Source organism: Streptomyces sp. NPDC002779 (assembly GCF_042888685.1).
GTDB lineage: Bacteria > Actinomycetota > Actinomycetes > Streptomycetales > Streptomycetaceae > Streptomyces.
Genome location: NZ_JBIAQC010000011.1, coordinates 199805 through 214908, shown reverse-complemented (window position 1 = coordinate 214908; position 15104 = coordinate 199805). Strand labels below are relative to the sequence as shown.

At 71.2% G+C, this 15104-nt stretch carries 15 protein-coding genes; 8 read left to right on the top strand and 7 right to left on the bottom strand.

Going from position 1 to position 15104, the window contains the following annotated elements:
• Positions 1 to 6: 6 nt before the first annotated feature.
• A complete protein-coding gene (gene rfbA / locus ACFYW5_RS28745; protein ID WP_389419996.1) occupies positions 7 to 912 on the bottom strand; it encodes a glucose-1-phosphate thymidylyltransferase RfbA in 906 nt (301 codons plus the stop codon).
• A gap of 114 nt (positions 913 to 1026) precedes the next feature.
• Here rfbA and rfbB point away from each other — a divergent pair, with 114 nt between their 5' ends.
• Entirely contained in the window at positions 1027 to 2016 is a 990-nt protein-coding gene (gene rfbB, locus ACFYW5_RS28740) for a dTDP-glucose 4,6-dehydratase (RefSeq protein WP_389419995.1), read from the top strand.
• Positions 2017 to 2079: 63 nt separating this feature from the next.
• Here rfbB and ACFYW5_RS28735 read toward each other — a convergent pair whose 3' ends face one another.
• The 3 genes from ACFYW5_RS28735 to ACFYW5_RS28725 are packed head-to-tail and all read right to left on the bottom strand — an operon-like array spanning position 2080 to position 4809.
• Complete coding sequence (locus tag ACFYW5_RS28735; protein WP_389419994.1) at positions 2080 to 3144, bottom strand: LLM class flavin-dependent oxidoreductase; 1065 nt, start codon at positions 3142 to 3144, stop codon at positions 2080 to 2082.
• Positions 3145 to 3193: 49 nt separating this feature from the next.
• The gene (locus ACFYW5_RS28730) at positions 3194 to 3670 is read right to left on the bottom strand and encodes a nuclear transport factor 2 family protein (RefSeq protein WP_389419993.1); all 477 of its coding nucleotides are present in this window, start codon (positions 3668 to 3670) and stop codon (positions 3194 to 3196) included.
• A gap of 35 nt (positions 3671 to 3705) precedes the next feature.
• A complete protein-coding gene (locus ACFYW5_RS28725; protein ID WP_389419992.1) occupies positions 3706 to 4809 on the bottom strand; it encodes a hydrolase in 1104 nt (367 codons plus the stop codon).
• A gap of 578 nt (positions 4810 to 5387) precedes the next feature.
• Between ACFYW5_RS28725 and ACFYW5_RS28720 the strand changes: the two genes are divergently transcribed.
• From ACFYW5_RS28720 to ACFYW5_RS28690, 7 genes are all read left to right on the top strand, one after another.
• Positions 5388 to 7127, top strand: a complete 1740-nt coding sequence (locus ACFYW5_RS28720; protein ID WP_389419991.1) for a fatty acyl-AMP ligase — start codon at positions 5388 to 5390, stop codon at positions 7125 to 7127.
• 106 nt (positions 7128 to 7233) lie between these two features.
• Complete coding sequence (locus tag ACFYW5_RS28715; RefSeq protein WP_389419990.1) at positions 7234 to 8064, top strand: BTAD domain-containing putative transcriptional regulator; 831 nt, start codon at positions 7234 to 7236, stop codon at positions 8062 to 8064.
• A 7-nt stretch (positions 8065 to 8071) separates the two neighbouring features.
• Positions 8072 to 9094 carry an acyltransferase domain-containing protein gene (locus ACFYW5_RS28710; protein WP_389419989.1) on the top strand — a complete coding sequence of 341 codons (1023 nt, stop codon included), beginning with the start codon at positions 8072 to 8074 and terminating at the stop codon, positions 9092 to 9094.
• A gap of 163 nt (positions 9095 to 9257) precedes the next feature.
• The gene (locus ACFYW5_RS28705) at positions 9258 to 10919 is read left to right on the top strand and encodes an acyl-CoA dehydrogenase (RefSeq protein WP_389419988.1); all 1662 of its coding nucleotides are present in this window, start codon (positions 9258 to 9260) and stop codon (positions 10917 to 10919) included.
• A gap of 17 nt (positions 10920 to 10936) precedes the next feature.
• On the top strand, positions 10937 to 11233 hold the full coding sequence (locus tag ACFYW5_RS28700; RefSeq protein ID WP_389419987.1) for an acyl carrier protein: 297 nt from the start codon (positions 10937 to 10939) through the stop codon (positions 11231 to 11233).
• Positions 11233 to 12051, top strand: coding sequence for a 4'-phosphopantetheinyl transferase family protein (locus ACFYW5_RS28695; RefSeq protein ID WP_389419986.1), 819 nt, complete (start codon positions 11233 to 11235; stop codon positions 12049 to 12051). The genes ACFYW5_RS28700 and ACFYW5_RS28695 overlap by 1 nt, the downstream gene beginning before the upstream one ends.
• A gap of 79 nt (positions 12052 to 12130) precedes the next feature.
• Positions 12131 to 12403 carry an acyl carrier protein gene (locus ACFYW5_RS28690; RefSeq protein WP_389419985.1) on the top strand — a complete coding sequence of 91 codons (273 nt, stop codon included), beginning with the start codon at positions 12131 to 12133 and terminating at the stop codon, positions 12401 to 12403.
• A 126-nt stretch (positions 12404 to 12529) separates the two neighbouring features.
• On the opposite strand, the gene ACFYW5_RS28685 is transcribed toward ACFYW5_RS28690, so the two are convergent.
• From ACFYW5_RS28685 to ACFYW5_RS28675, 3 genes are all read right to left on the bottom strand, one after another.
• Positions 12530 to 13873 (bottom strand): NAD(P)/FAD-dependent oxidoreductase, encoded by a 1344-nt coding sequence (locus ACFYW5_RS28685; RefSeq protein WP_389419984.1) that lies wholly within the window; start codon positions 13871 to 13873, stop codon positions 12530 to 12532.
• A gap of 25 nt (positions 13874 to 13898) precedes the next feature.
• Positions 13899 to 14174 (bottom strand): acyl carrier protein, encoded by a 276-nt coding sequence (locus ACFYW5_RS28680; protein ID WP_250071219.1) that lies wholly within the window; start codon positions 14172 to 14174, stop codon positions 13899 to 13901.
• Between the two features lie 80 nt (positions 14175 to 14254).
• Complete coding sequence (locus ACFYW5_RS28675) at positions 14255 to 15016, bottom strand: thioesterase II family protein (protein ID WP_389419983.1); 762 nt, start codon at positions 15014 to 15016, stop codon at positions 14255 to 14257.
• Positions 15017 to 15104 lie beyond the last annotated feature (88 nt).

Below are 15104 nucleotides of genomic sequence, written 5' to 3'. Positions count from 1 at the left end.
TGCCTCCTAGAGGTCGGCTGCGGCAGTCGGAGTCGCGCTGAACGCCCCGCTGGGCTGCAGGAGTTCGAGCAGGTACGTGCCGTATCCGCTCGGCAGGAGCGGCTCGGCGAGCTGTGCGAGCCGGTCGTCGTCGATGAGTCCGGCGCGCCAGGCGGCCTCCTCCACACAGCCGATCATCAGCCGTTGCCGCGCCTCCAGGACCCGGACGAACTCGCCGGCCTGCATGAGCGAGGTGAAGGTGCCGGTGTCGAGCCAGGCCGTGCCCCGCTCCAGCACGGTGACGTGCAGCTGCCCGCGCCGGATGTACTCCGCGTTCACGTCGGAGATCTCCAGCTCACCCCGGGCGGAGGGGCGCAGCGCGCGGGCGATGCCGAGGACGTCGTTGTCGTAGAAGTACAGGCCCGGCACCGCGTAGGGGGACTTGGGGACGGCCGGCTTCTCCTCGATCGACGTCGCCCTGCCCCGGTCGTCGAACTCGATCACGCCGTAGGCGGTGGGGTCCTTCACCTGGTGGGCGAAGACATGGCCGCCCGTGATGTCCCGCCTGGCGCGCAACTGGGTGCCCAGCCCGACGCCGTGGAAGATGTTGTCGCCCAGGATCAGCGCGACCGGATCGTCGCCGATGAACCCGGCCCCGATCAGAAAGGCCTGCGCGATCCCCTCGGGGCGGTCCTGAGTGGCGTACTCCAGCCGGAGCCCCCATTGCGAGCCATCGCCCAGAAGCCGCTGGAACTGTTCCTTCTCATGGGGCGTCGTGATGATCAGGATGTCCTGGACACCCGCATTGATGAGGGTGGTCAACGGGTAATAGATCATCGGTTTGTTGAACACTGGCATGAGCTGCTTGGAAACCGCCTGGGTGAGGGGCCGTAAACGCGACCCCGTGCCACCGGCGAGAAGTATGCCGCGCATATCCGGCAGCATAGGCACAGGGAACTCCCGCAGTACACACGGAAACAGCCGAGATCCAGTGCTGTCCGAGCGCAGCACCACCGCACATCGAGTACCGGACCCCAGTCTCCGGACATGAGGATTCTCGTGACCGGCGGCGCCGGTTTCATCGGCTCCCATTTCGTGCGCAATTTACTCTCCGGACGATATCCGAAGATCCCGGATCCGAAAGTCACCGTACTGGACGCGCTCACCTACTCGGGCACGCTCACCAATCTGCGGGCGGTGGCGGAGCATCCCGGATTCACCTTCGTCCAGGGGGACATCCGGGACGTGGAACTGGTCCACTCGGTCCTGCCCGGCCATGACGCGGTGGTGCACTTCGCCGCCGAGTCCCACGTCGACCGCTCGATCCACGGGGCGCTGCCCTTCGTCACGACCAACGTCACCGGCACGGCCGTCCTGCTCGACGCCGCGCGCGCCCACCGGCTCGGCCGCTTCGTGCACGTCTCCACCGACGAGGTGTACGGCTCTATCCCGGCCGGGTCCTGGCGCGAGGACCAGCCGCTCGCGCCCAACTCGCCCTACGCCGCGAGCAAGGCCGGCTCCGATCTGCTGGCCCTCGCCCATCACCGCACCCACGGGCTGGACGTGGTGGTGACCCGGTGCTCCAACAACTACGGGCCGCACCAGTTCCCGGAGAAGGTCATCCCCCTGTTCGTGACCCGGCTGCTGGCCGGACAGGACGTTCCGCTCTACGGCGACGGCGGCAACGTACGCGACTGGCTGCACGTCGACGACCACTGCGCCGGTATCGAGCTGGTGCTGCGCGGCGGCCGCGCGGGGGAGGTCTACCACATCGGCGGCGGCACCGAGCTGACCAACCGTGAGCTGACCGGCCTGCTGCTGGAGGCCTGTGGCGCGGGCTGGGAGCGGGTGCGCCCGGTCGAGGACCGCAAAGGGCACGACCGCCGGTACTCACTGGCCATCGACAAGATCCGCCACGAGCTGGGCTACCGGCCCGCGATCCCCTTCGAGCGGGGACTGGCCGCCACCGTGGCCTGGTACCGGGACAATCCGTCCTGGTGGGAGCCGCTGCTCGACCGCGCGGCGCTCGGCGTGTGAGCGGACCGTCGGGCACGGCCGTGCCGTCCCGGGCAAACCCGCCCCGGGACGGCACCGCCTTGTTCAGGCGGCCTGGAGCGAGGACAGCCCGGGCAGCACCTTCTCGGCCAGCAGACGCAGCGTGCCGGCCGCGTCCTCGTAGGACAGATGGCCCGAGTGGACGCCCAGGCTGAGGGTGATGTCGTCGCCGTACCACCCGGCGATGGTCTCCAGCTGGCCCCGCACCGCGTCCGGCGTGCCGACCAGCAGCTTGTTCGCGTCCACCTTGGCCTCGAAGTCCGAGCCCCGGGACAGCTTCTCGGCGAGCTTGCCGTAACCGGGATACGCCGTGCTCGACACCTTCCGCCAGGACTCGACCGCGGCCCGGAACGACACCGTGTTGGCCTCGTCGTCCGCCCGCCCCGCCGCGCGCGCCCGCTCCGCGTCCTCGCTCACCACGGTCGGATAGCTGAGGTGGATGCGCGGTGCGCCGGTCCCCGCCCACTCCGCGCGGAAGAGCCGCAGCCGCTCCTCGAGTCCCTCCCGGGACATGGCGTTGGGGACCGTCTGGAGATGGTGGCCGCGGCGGGCGGCGTCGGCGACGGAGTCCAGGCTCTGCGCGGTGGTCACGAACACCGGCGGGTGCGGCTGCTGCACCGGCCGCGGCAGCAGGGTCACGGGGCCGAACCGGTGGAACTCCCCGTCCCACACCACGTTCTCCTCCGACCACAGCTTCTGAATGGCCGCCACGTTCTCGGTGAAGCGCCTGCGGCTTTCGTCGATCGGAATGCCGAACGCCTCGAACTCGTCGGGCAGAAAAGCCCGGCCGAAAGCCGCGTCGAGACGTCCCTGGGAGAGGTTGTCCAGCATGGCGAGTTTCCCGGCCAGTTTCACCGGGTGCTGGAACGCCGGAATGGTGGCGCTGGTGCCGAGCCGGATACGCCGGGTCCGGCCCGCCGCCGCGGCGAGGAATGTGGTGGCGTCGGGGCTGTATCCGCCGTAGGTGAAGAAGTAGTGCTCGACTATCTTGACGTGGTCGTAGCCCAGTTCCTCCGCCAGGTCGACGAGCCGCAGGCATTCGTCGAAATACTGGTCGGCCGGCCTGTCGGCCGGACCCACCGTGGGAAAGAAGACGATTCCGATACGCAAGGTCCACTCCTGTCGCATGGGACCGGCCGGGGCGGGGCCGGGGCCGGATTCAGTGCTCTAAGGCGTCGATGCCGATGTGCCGGTGGCGGATGAACCACTGGCCGCCCTCCCGTACCAGCACGTCCCGGCAGACCACGTGCGCGAAGATGTCCGGCCGCTGTCCACGCGGCGCCCGCATCGCCAGCGAGTAGTACTGGGCGCGCAGCGTGCCGTCCGGCAACGGGGTGACCATCAGGTTGCTCATCCAGTGCCGCATGACGACGCCCGCCTCGGCGAGTTCCGCCGCGCGCCGGGTGATCGAGGCCCGGATGGCCTCCCGGCCGCGGAGCACGTCGGTGCGTCCCGGTTCCTCGAACACCGCATCCTCGGTGTAGGCGTCGGCCCAGGCGTCCGGCTCGCGGTCGTCCATCAGCGCCATGTGCCAGGCGTAGAACTGGGTGATCTCCGCGTAGAGGCCGGGGTCGGCGAACGGACGGGCCGACGACCCGGTCGGGGGCGGGGCGGTCTCTGAGTGCAACTCGGTCACCCTTTCTCGGTGTGGGAGGGGGCCGGGGTGCCGCTTCACGCGGTCCCCAGCAGCCGGCCGCCGTGGGCGTGGCCCGCGGTGTCCAGGCGCAGGGCGGCGTGGCTCGCCACGCAGTGCACATCGCGCCAGACGCGCTGGAGCGGGTCGTCCTGCGCCTGCGCGCCGGAGCCGGCCGAGCGGAAGAGGCGTTCCACCGCGTCGACGAGGTGGTCCGCGGCGAGCGCGCAGTCCCGCGGCGCCCTGGTCCGCTCGTCCTCGCCGAAGCAGCCCTCGTCGGCCGTGCGCGCCACCCGGCGCAGCAGCAGGGCCGCGCCCTCGATGTCGCCCTCGGCGCGGGCCAGTACGCCCTGCGCCGCAGGTCCGGGCCGGGCCGACGCCCGTGCCGACCAGGCCCGCACGGCCGCGCGCGCCGCGCCGAGCGCCGGGGCGGCGAACAGCGGTCCGCTGACCGCCCGCAGCGGGGCGGTGTGGCACCGCGCGGCGGAGCCGACGGCACGGCCCTGCCAGATGTCGTCGCGCGGGACGGAGCGGTGCGCGGGGACGAAGACCTCGTCCGCGATCAGCGTGTTGCTGCCCGTCGCCCGCATGCCGACGTTGAACCAGGTGTCCGCGACCCGGTAGTCGCGGCGCGGCACGGCGAGGAACAGGGCGGTCTCCCGCTCGCCGGCGGGGGCCAGTGCGCACACCAGGGTCCAGTCGGCGAAGTCCACGCCGCTGACCAGCGGCCACTGTCCGGTGAGGCGCCAGCCGCCGGGGACGGCGGTCGCCCGTCCGGTGGGGTTGAGCGCTCCCACGACGAGCGTGTCGGCGCCGCCGGACCAGAGTTCGCTCTGTCCTTCCTCGGGCAGACAGGCGCCCATCCGGGCGGCGCCGGAGGTGACGGTGGCGATCCAGGCGGCCGAGGTGCAGCCCTCGCCCACCAGGGCCACGGTGTCCAGCAGTTCCTCGAAACCACCGGCCCGCCCGCCCCAGCGGACCGGCACGAAGTGCCGCGCGAAACCCGCCGCGACCAGGGCGTCCACCACCTCGCCGGGCAGCCGCCGGGCGAGATCGGCGTCGGTCGCGTGCTGGGCGGCGAGGTCGGCGGCCTTGCGCACGTCGCCGGACGGGCCGGTGGGGCTGGGTAACGAGCCGGACATGGGCGCTGCCTCCTCGCCACGGGACGTTGGCGTGCCGCCACTCAACCTGGTCGAACGGTCTTGAGGAGGGTTGGGGGATGCCTGGAGACCCGGTGGATCGGCTGCCGGTGAGACCGGGCCGTCACTTCCCGTGCGCCTCAACTCCACTGTGTTTCAAGTCAGTTGAACGGGCAATGATCCATATCCCGAACGCGGTCCGGGGTCCCGGGCGAGGGCCGTCGCCCGCGCTGCAGCGCGGCTCAGCAGGTTCTTGAACCCCTCCGGCCCCCCGGTGGAGATCGAAGACGGCCTCAATCGCGGCGAAGTCGCGAGTTTCGGCGCTCCGTTCGGATCCGGACGGCCGGACTCCGAGCGATACTTGCCAAGTTCAGCACGGGTGCGGTCAGGAATCGAGGACAGGATCCGACCGGATCGGTTCCTCAACACGTCATGAATTACCCGTACCGCGACGGCATCTTCCCTCGTTATGATGCGGTCTCAGACGGCCGACACCCGTCTGGGTGTCGAGGTGAGGTCATGCGTTTCTCGAGCATCGGCCGTTAGCTTCGCGCCATTGAGTCGAACGGGGGCGGTTCGAAATGGGTGGTTTTCTTGGCGCATTACGGCGTCGCCTGGAGGCGGCGGATCCCAGCCGCGAGGCCTTCAGCTTCGTCGGCGCCGAGCCGCCCGCCCACCGTGGGCCGGGATCACCGGCCCGGACTCTGACCTACGGTGAACTCGACCGCCAGGCACGGCAGTTGGCGGCCTGGGTCCAGTCGCGGGGCGGGGCGGGACAGCGCGTCCTGCTGCCGCACAGCGAGGGCCCGCTGCAGATCGCCGCGCTGCTCGGCTGTTTCTACGCCGGAGCCACCGCGGTGCCCTGTCCGTCCCCGCTGGACGGCGGGCGCAATGTGCGCCGGCTGACAGCCGTCGCCAAGGACGCCGACGTGGGCCTGGCCCTCGCCGACTCCGCGGTGGCGGCGGAGCTGTCCCGGCTCTTCGCGGGCAGCGACCTGGTCTGCCTCGCGGCGGACCGGGCGGCCCTGCCGGACCCCGAGGACTGGCGGCCGACGGTGTCGTCCGACGACGACATCGCCCTCATCCAGTACACGTCCGGGTCCGTGACCCAGGTGAAGGGCGTCGTGATCAGCCAGCGGAACCTGCTGGCCGGACAGGAGGCCATCGCCCGGGCGCTCGGCACGGACGAGCACGCGGTGATCGGCGGCTGGCTGCCGCCGTACCACGACATGGGCCTGGTGGGGCAGTTGCTGCACCCGCTCCACGTCGGCGCCCGAGGCGTGCTCATGCCCGCCACCACCTTCGCCGCACGGCCGCTCAGCTGGCTGCGGATGATCCAGACGTACGGCATCACCCTGTCCGGCGGCCCCGACTACGCGTACGACATGTGTGTGCGGGCGGCGACGGACGAGGAGGTCGCACGGCTCGACCTGTCCTCCTGGCAGGTCGCCGTCAACGGCGCCGAGCCCGTGCGGGAGGCCACCATGGCCGCCTTCGGGGAACGGTTCGCCCCGGCCGGGTTCCGGCCCCAGGCGTTCTACCCGGCGTACGGGCTCGCCGAGGCGACCCTGCTGGTGTCGGGCGGCATCCCGGGACGGCGTCCGGTGGAGCGCGCGGTGGATCCCGCCGCGCTCGCCGCCGGCCGGATGGCCGCACCGGTGAACGGCTCCCGCAGCCGGACCCTGGTCGGGGTCGGACGGCCGCGCGGGGTGGAGATACGGATCGTCGACCCGGAGACCCGGCAGGTACTGGAGCCGGGGCGGGTGGGCGAGATCTGGGTCCGCGGCGAGAGCGTCGCGCCGGGCTACTGGCGGCGCCGAGCCGAGACCGAGGAGAGTTTCGGGGCGGTCACGTCCGCTCATGACGGATCGTTTTTGCGTAGCGGCGACCTGGGAGCCGTGGACGAACACGGCGAGCTGTTCGTGATCGGACGGCTCAAGGAAGGCGTCGTCGTCAACGGGGTGGATGTCGCGCCGGAGGACATCGAGACCTCGGTCCAGGGCCTGCACCCCTTGTTCGGGGTGACCGCGGCCGTCACCACGGGGCCGGAACGCGACCGGCTCATCGTGATCCAGGAGGTGCGCGAGAACGGCGTCCTCGACGGCGAACTGCCGTCGCTCGCCGAGTCCGTACAGACCCATCTCGACGGGGAGTTCGGCATCCCCGACGCGGTGATCCTGCTCGTCCGGCCGGGCGTGGTACGGCGTACCACCAGTGGGAAGCTCCAGCGCTCGGCCATGCGCGGGCTGCTGCGGAGCGGCGGAATCCGGCCGCTGTATCCGCGCGTACCGGCGTTCCAGGCCGACTTGAGTCCGAGTTGAGTCCTTCTCCAGACGCTCACCGGACCATCACGTAACCATCACATCACCGAGCGAATCCATGCTGCGGAACCTCAGCAGCGGAGTGCAGGCTACAGAGAGGATGCCGATGGACATCGAAGTGCTCGGCGCATGCAGATTGATGCAGACCGGCAAGTCTGTGGTGCCTTCCGCGGTCAAGCCACGCAAGGTTCTCGCGGTACTGGCCCTCAACCCTGACCGTCCCGTCTCCGTAGGGATGCTGGTGGAGGAGGTCTGGGGCGAGACCCCACCACCCAGCGTCGCAACAACCCTGCAGACGTACATACTTCAACTTCGGAACCTTATCACCTCCGCCATCGGAGGCCCATCGCTGGACATGCCGCTGGGCGCGAAGAGCGTCCTCGTGACCCAGCCCGGCGGCTATCTGCTCGACACCCAGGGCGGTTCCGTCGACGTCCGGGAGTACGAGCGGCTCTCCGGCGGCGGTCACCGGGCCCTGGAGAAGGGGGACTACGAGGCGGCGGCGGACCTGTTCCGCAAGGCCCTGTCGCTGTGGCGCGGGCCGGCCCTCGCCGACGTGGAGTGCGGGCGGGTGCTGGACGTCGAGGTGACCCGCCTGGAGGAGTCCCGGATGGGCATCCTGTGCCGCCGCATCGAGGCGGACCTGCTGCTCGGGCGCCACCACGAGATCATCGGCGAGCTGTTCGGGCTCGCGGCACGGCACCCGCTGCACGAGGGCATCCATCTCCAGCTGATGCTCGCGCTGTACCGGGCCGGGCGGCGCACCACCGCGCTGGAGGTCTACCAGCGGCTGCGGGACGTGCTCGCCGGGGAGCTCGGGCTCGACCCGAGCTACGAACTGCAGTCGCTCCAGGGGGCGTTGCTCGACTCCTCCTCCGAACTACGGCTGGACCAGCCGCTCTCGCTCTTCCGGGTGCGGGCGCCGGGCCGGTACTGACGTACCGGTGCCGCCGGTCGCGTTGCTCCTGCCCGGTGCGGGAGCTCAGTACCCCGCCATGGCCTACGGCCTGTACCGGTACGAGCCCGCCTTCACCACGGCGATGGACACCGTGTTGGAACTGCTGGGCCCGGCCGGGGAACGGTTGTACCGACTGTGGTCCTCCGGTGAGCGGCTGCGCACCGTGGCCGAGGTGCATCCGCTGCTGTTCGCGGTCTGCCACGCGCTCAGCGAGACGGTGCGGGACCGAGGCCTGCGCCCCGGCGCGGTCCTCGGTCAGAGTGTCGGCGAGCTGGTGGCCGCCGTCCAGACCGGCGTGCTGCCGCTGACGGACGCGGTACGCCTGGTCGCCGTGCAGGCGGACGCGCTCGCCGGGGCACCGGCGGGCGGAGCGCTCGCGGTCGCCGCCGCACCGCCCGCGGTGGCGCCCTTCCTGCGGGGCGGCACGGTGGTGGCCGCGTCCAACGGGCCCGGGCAGACCCTGGTGTCCGGCTCGGAGTTCGGGCTGGCGGCCACGCGACGGGCACTGGAGGTCGCCGGGCTGACCTGGATGCGGGTGCAGGTGCCCGCGGGGCTGCACGGACCGCTGGTGGCTCAGGCGTGCCGGGAGACGTTGCCGGCGTTCCAGGCCTCCGTGTACGCGGCTCCGCACACGCCCCTGCTGTCCGGGAGCGCGGGCGGCCTGCCCGGCAACGAGCGGGCGGTCGATCCCGAGTTCTGGGCCCTGCAGCCGTCCCAGCCGGTGCTGCTGGACGCGGCGCTCGGCCAACTCACCTCGACCGGCGCGCTGTTGTGCGCTGAGGTGGGTCCCGGCCATGGGCTCGCGGTACAGGCCCGGCGGCACGGTCACCGGGCGGTGTCGCTGCTCGACGGGCGGGTCGGGGCGCCGCACGAGGAGCGGGAGCGGTTGCGGCAGGCGCTGGACTGTCTGGCGCTCGGGGATCCCGAGGAGCGGTCGGGCCCGCCGACGGACGCGAGGGTGGCGTGGTTACGGACGCCCCCCGAATCGCAACCGGAATCGGGAACCTGAACTGGGCATATGCCGCCCCGCGCGCCTGCGGGGCGGTCCACCAGGGCTTGAGCGGTGCGGCGGACGCTTGGTCCGTTCTCGTGCGGGTGGTTGTGGTAGCCGGACGTACGGGGACTGACCGGACCCTACGGACCGCGAGGAGTGACACCCGGTGGAGCGATCTGTGCGTGCGACCACGGCCGAGGCGCGGCTCCGGAGCCGCACGGACGAACTGGAGCGCACGCTGGCTCCCTTGGGGACGGCCGCGCTCGGCGGCGAGGCGCTCGCCCGGGCCGAACGGATGCTGGACGACTGCGAGTTCGGCGCGGAGTTCGTGCCGGTGGAGTCCGGCGGCCGGCTGGAGCGGATCGACGGGCTCGGCCGGGTGGTGCGGCCCGCGTGCAGGCGCGATCTCTCGCTCGGCTTCGGCTACGGGCTCAACTGCTACTTCGCCTCCACCCCCGTGTGGGCCGCCGGTGACCTGGCGCAGCGTGAATGGACCGCCGCCCTGTTGCTCGGCGGGGGCAGGATCGCCGTTGCCCGGCCCGCCGTGGCACACGCCAACGACTTCGTGCGCGACGAGTTCGCGCTCGTCACCAGGAAAGGCCGGCGACGCCTGGACGGCGCCAAGACCGCCGTACTCAACTACTCCCGCGCCCGCGGTCTCACCGTCATCGCCGGCACCGGGGACGGCAGCCACGAGGCGCTGCTGATCGACCGCGAGATCCTGCCCGCGGGCGCCCTGCGCACCCGGTACCGGTACCGCACCGTCGGGCTGGACGGCTGCGAGTTCGGCGGCCTGGAGTTCACCGACTGCCCGGTGCCGGAGGAGGCCGTGATCGGTGAGCCCGGCCAGGGCATGGCGCTGGCCGTCCGCTGCTCGGTCGTCACCCGCGCCCTGCTGCCCTCGGTGCTCATCGCCGCCGCCGACACCGTGCTGCGCACGGCCATCCGGTTCGCCGTGGAGAACCGCGGCGACGACCCCTACGGCCCGCTCAAGTCGACGTACGGGCGCGAGGTGCTGACCGGCGCCCTGCTGGACCTGCTGATCAGCGACAGCATCGCCCTGGCGGCCGCCCGCGGCATCCATCTGCTGCCCGACCGGGTGAGCGCCTGCGCCGCGGCCGCCGCCTACACCGTGCCCAAGCTGCTGCAGGACTCCGCGCACGATCTGTCCACGGTGCTGGGCGAGGCCTACTTCGACGGCAAGGGCCCCTACGGCGCCTTCGGCCGCATGGCGCGCGACCTGCCGCTGCTGGCCCAGGGCCACGCGGGCACCGCCGCCCGCCAGGCGATGCTGGTCGCCCAGCTCCCGCACCTGGCCCGCACCTCCTGGCTGGTGGACGACGAACCGCCGGCCGCGCTGCTGCGGCCCTGGGAGGACCTGCCGCCCGCCGATCTCGGCATCCTGGCACCCGCGGGCATCGCCGACCCCATCGTCCCGGTCCTGAGCGCCTGCGCCGGCCTCGGCGACGAGCTCGGCGAGCTGGTCACCGCCTTCCTCGGCGAACTCCGCAAGCTGCGCGGGCGGTTCGCCAGGATGACCCCCGGCGAAGGACTCTCCACGCCGGACACCCTGGCCCTCACCGACCGGTACGCCCTGGTCTGCGCCGCGGCGGCGAGCCTCGGCGTCTGGCGGGAGCACCGCGACGCCCGCCCCGGGACCTTCCTCGCGGACCCGGCGTGGATCACCGGCGCACTGCACCGGCTGGGCGCCCTGCTGGGGCTCGACATCCCCAAGGCTCCTCAGGAGGCCGTCGAACGGCGTCTCTTCGAGGCCGTCCTCGAACGCTACGAGCTCAAGCGCTCCTACGACCTGTACGAGACGAACCTCGCAGAGTCCTGACCGGAAGGAAACCGCCCATGCGCGCACACGCCGACGACACACACGCCGACGACACGTCCGGCGATCTGATCTCCGCGGTGGTCCAGGCGGTGCGGCGGGTGATCGACGATCCGGTGGCCGAGGTCGGCACGGACTCCCTGCTGAGGGAGGACCTGGGCTTCGACTCGGTCCTCATCATGCAGCTGAAGTACCGCGTCGAACAGGCGGTCCCGGAGCTCGGCGAACTCTCCCTGCCCGACATGGTCGACAGCATGACGTCCGTGGGCTCCCTGGTCGGCTACCTGCGCGACCGCCTGGTGAAGGCGGCCGTCTGATGGCCCCTCCCAGCGCCGGAGCCCCCGTGCTCGTGACCGGTCCCGACGGCCAGTGGGACGACGTGCTCGGCCCCCTGGCCACCCGCGGCACCGTGGTGACCTACGGCAGGGTCGCCGACTGGCTTCCCGAGGAAACTGGAGAAAGGGTTCTGCGCCCGCTGCTCGGCCCCCGCGACTGGGGCCGCTTCCAACGGCTGAGCCACCGCCGGGTGCGGGAGGGCTTCCTCGCCTCCCGGCTGCTGCTCAAGCACACCGCGGCCCGGGTGCTGGCCAGCAGCCCCGAGGCGGTGGACCTGGCGTACAAGCCGGGCGGCCGGCCGTACTTGCGCGGCTGCGACCAGATCGACATCAGCCTCAGCCACACCGAGGAGGTCATGGTCGTCGGGGTCACCCGGCGCGGCCTGCTCGGCGTGGACGTGGAGCGCGCCGAGCGCCCCATGGTGGGCACCGGTGTGGAGTTCCAGGCGTGCACGCCGCACGAGCGCGAGCTGCTGGAATCGCTGCCCGAACAGACCCGCAACAGCGCCCTGGTCCGGCTGTGGACGCTCAAGGAGGCGTACAGCAAGGCCATCGGCCAGGGGCTGCGCTTCCGGTTCACCGAGTTCGGCTTCACGCTCGACGACGCGCGCATCAGCCTCCAGCGGCCGGACGGCTCCCCGGGCACCGGCCCGGAGTGGAGCTTCGGCACCTACGCCCTGGAGTCCGACTACGTGGTGAGCGCCGCCCTGCGCGACGAGGGCTTCGGCGCCGCGGCCGACACGGCCGTCGACACCACGCTGGACCAGAGCCTGCTCGGCGTGCTGCTCGGCCGGCTCTGAACCGTCGGCCCCCGCGCGCCGCCCTCTTCTTCCGTCCCTTCTTCTCCCGACACCTGTTCCCCCACTCAAGGAGGCACCCATGGCCATGTCCGAATCCCCCGACCGCTTCACCCTCGCCGATCTGATCCGGCTGCTCAGCGAGAGCGCCGGCGTCCCCGAGGGCATCGACCTGGAGGCCGAGGACGTCGTCGACACGCCCTTCTACCGGCTCGGCTACGACTCGCTGGCCCTGCTCCAGGTCACCGGCCGGCTCAAGCGGGAGTACGGCCTGATGCTGCCCGACACGATCGTCGCCGACGCCCCGACCCCCCGGGCCCTGCTCACCGTCATCGCGCACGCGCGTGCCGCCTGACGTCCCGCGCGGCTCGCGCCGAAAACGGTGCCGGCCGCGTACCTTCCCGGATTTCTCCGGAGAAGGTACGCGGCCGGTTGTGCGCTCCAGCTCCTTGCTCCCCCGGCTGGGGGAGGGCCGGGTGGATCAGAAGCTGGGCGCGGCGGTGGGGGACCTCAGCTGACCCAGGTACGGGTGCCACAGGTGGGTCGGGTCGCTCTCGACCGCCTCGATGATCTCCCACATCGCGGAGAGCGCCTTCGGCTCCTCGTCGTCGTAGACGTCGCCCTGGAGCATCTTGAGGATGTCCAGCCGGTAGCGGTCGTCCTGGACGAAGGCGGTGAACAGGATGTTGAGGCGGTAGTAGGCCTCGATGAAGCGGTGCCAGTAGCCCACCGCCTTGCGGAGCTTGCCCTCGTAGGCGGCGAAGCGCTCGTGCTTGAAGTCCCCGGCCTCGTGGGCGGCGATGATGTCCTTCGCCGCGAGCCGGGCGCTGTTGAGCGCGACGGAGACGCCGGAGGAGAAGATCGGGTCGACGAAGCGGGCCGCGTCCCCGATGAGGACGTAGTTGTCGCCGGCGATCTGCTTCATGCCGTAGCTGTAGTCGCCCTCGGTCTTCATGGGCTTGACCTGCTCGCAGTTCTTCAGCACGTCGAGCAGCTCGGGGCGGGAGGCCACGGTCTCCCAGAAGTACTTCTCGCGGTCGCCGCCGTACTCCTGGAACCGCTTCTTCTGGCTGACGACACCGATCGAGGTGATGGTGTCGGTGATCGGGATCTGCCACACCCAGGTGTCGATCACCGGGAGGAAGTGGATGAAGATGTAGTCGGCCTGGTCCTTGTTGACGGCGAGGGCCTTGCGGTCCAGGCCGTCGAACCACGTGTGCACGGCGTACTGGTTGAAGACCGGGTCCGGGATCTTGGTCTTGAGCTGGTTGCCCAGACGGGTCTGCCGGCCACTGGCGTCGACGACCATCTTGACCGGGATGTGCGTCGACGAGGAGCCGACCTTCACCTCCACGACCGGCAGTTCGCCGTCGAAGTCGACCTTGCCGACCCGGACGCCCTGGAAGACCTTGGCGCCCAGCTCCTCGGCGTGCTTGAGGAGGATGTGGTCGAACTTGCTGCGGTCGACGTGGAAGGTGTGGTCCCGGTCCACGCCGTCCTGGTCACGCTCGCTGAACAGGACCTCGGCGGCGCGGAAGTCGTGGTTCAGGCCGCGGAAACCGTTGTGGTTGATGTCGCGTTCCTCGGCGGAGGTCCAGGCGGCACCGAACTTCTTCGGGAAGCCGGCGGCCTCGACCTTGTCCATGGCCCCGATCTCCAGGAGCACCGGGGTGGTGGCCGGGACCAGGGACTCGCCGACGTGCTCACGAGGAAAGTTCTCCGCCTCGAACACGGCCACGGACAGACCGGCCTTGGCCAGGTACGAGGCCACGGTCGATCCCGCGGGGCCGCCGCCGATGACTGCGACGTCGAATTGTGCGTCCACGATGCTCTCTCTTCCTTCGGTCGGTTCAGGCAGCGGGCTGCGGGGCCAGGGAGTGGACCATGTCCGTGATGGCCGCCAGGTTCGCGAAGTTCCGGCCGGTGATGTGGGTCGGGGGCACGACGACCCCCAGCTCGGTGCGGATGAACGAGAGCAGCAGGGAGGTGTTCATGGAGGTGAGGACGCTCCACTCCAGCAGCGGGGTCTCGTCCGTCAGCTCCGAAACCTCGCTCTCGCCGAGGAACTGCTGCTCGATGTACTCGCTGATCCTCTGACGGATCTCTTCATGGGACAGCGCCGCCACTGGGGCCTCCTGTTGGTCTCGGGCTTCGGCGTGGGGGGAGAGCCGTACAGCCGGTGATGCTGGGTGTTCGCGGTTGAGGTTCACTCGGCAACCGCTCGGGCGACCGCCCCACGGGCCGCCGGAACACGGTTCGCGGTGGCCGCGAACCGGGTCAGCCGGGCGCTCAGCGCGGCCCTGAACTCCGGTTCCTGGAGGAAGAAGTGACCGCCGGAGACCAGCGTCAGATCGAAGACCCCGGTGGTGATCCGCGACCACGCGGCCATCGACGAGGCATCGGTCAGGACGTCCTTGCGCCCGGCGAACGCGGTCACCGGAACGGTCAGCCGGGGGCCCGGGGCATGGGCGTAGGTCTCGACGACCTTCAGGTCGGTGCGGATGGCCGGCAGATAGAACTTCAGCAGCTCCGGCTCGGCGAGCAGCGCCTCGGGCAGCCCGCCGATCCGCTGCAGCCCCTGGACGAAGCCGTCGTCGGGCAGATGGGCGAAGGGGCGGTGCGACAGCGGCTCGGTCGGTCCGTTGCGCCCGGAGACCAGCAGCAGCTCCGGCGGGGTGCCCCGGGCGGTCAGCGCCCGGGCGGTCTCGTAGCCGACGAGCGAGCCGAAGCTGTGCCCGAACAGTGCGTACGGCTCGTGCCGGCGCTCGCCGATCAGCCGTACCGCCTCCTCGGTCAGCGCGGACAGGCCGTGCAGCAGGGGTTCGCGTACCCGGGTTCCGTGCCCGGGCAGTTCGAGGGGGACCACGGTGACGTGGTCGGGCAGATCGGCGGCGAGCCGGAGGTACGGATGCGCGCTGCCGCCCGCGTGGGCCAGGCAGAACAGGGGGAGTCGGTGGTCGGTGGCCAAGGGAGGGTTTCCTTCCGCGCTCTGAGAAACCGGCGGGACTTGTTCGACGGGGATCGCACCAGCCGCCGCTCAAGCCGCCGTCGACACG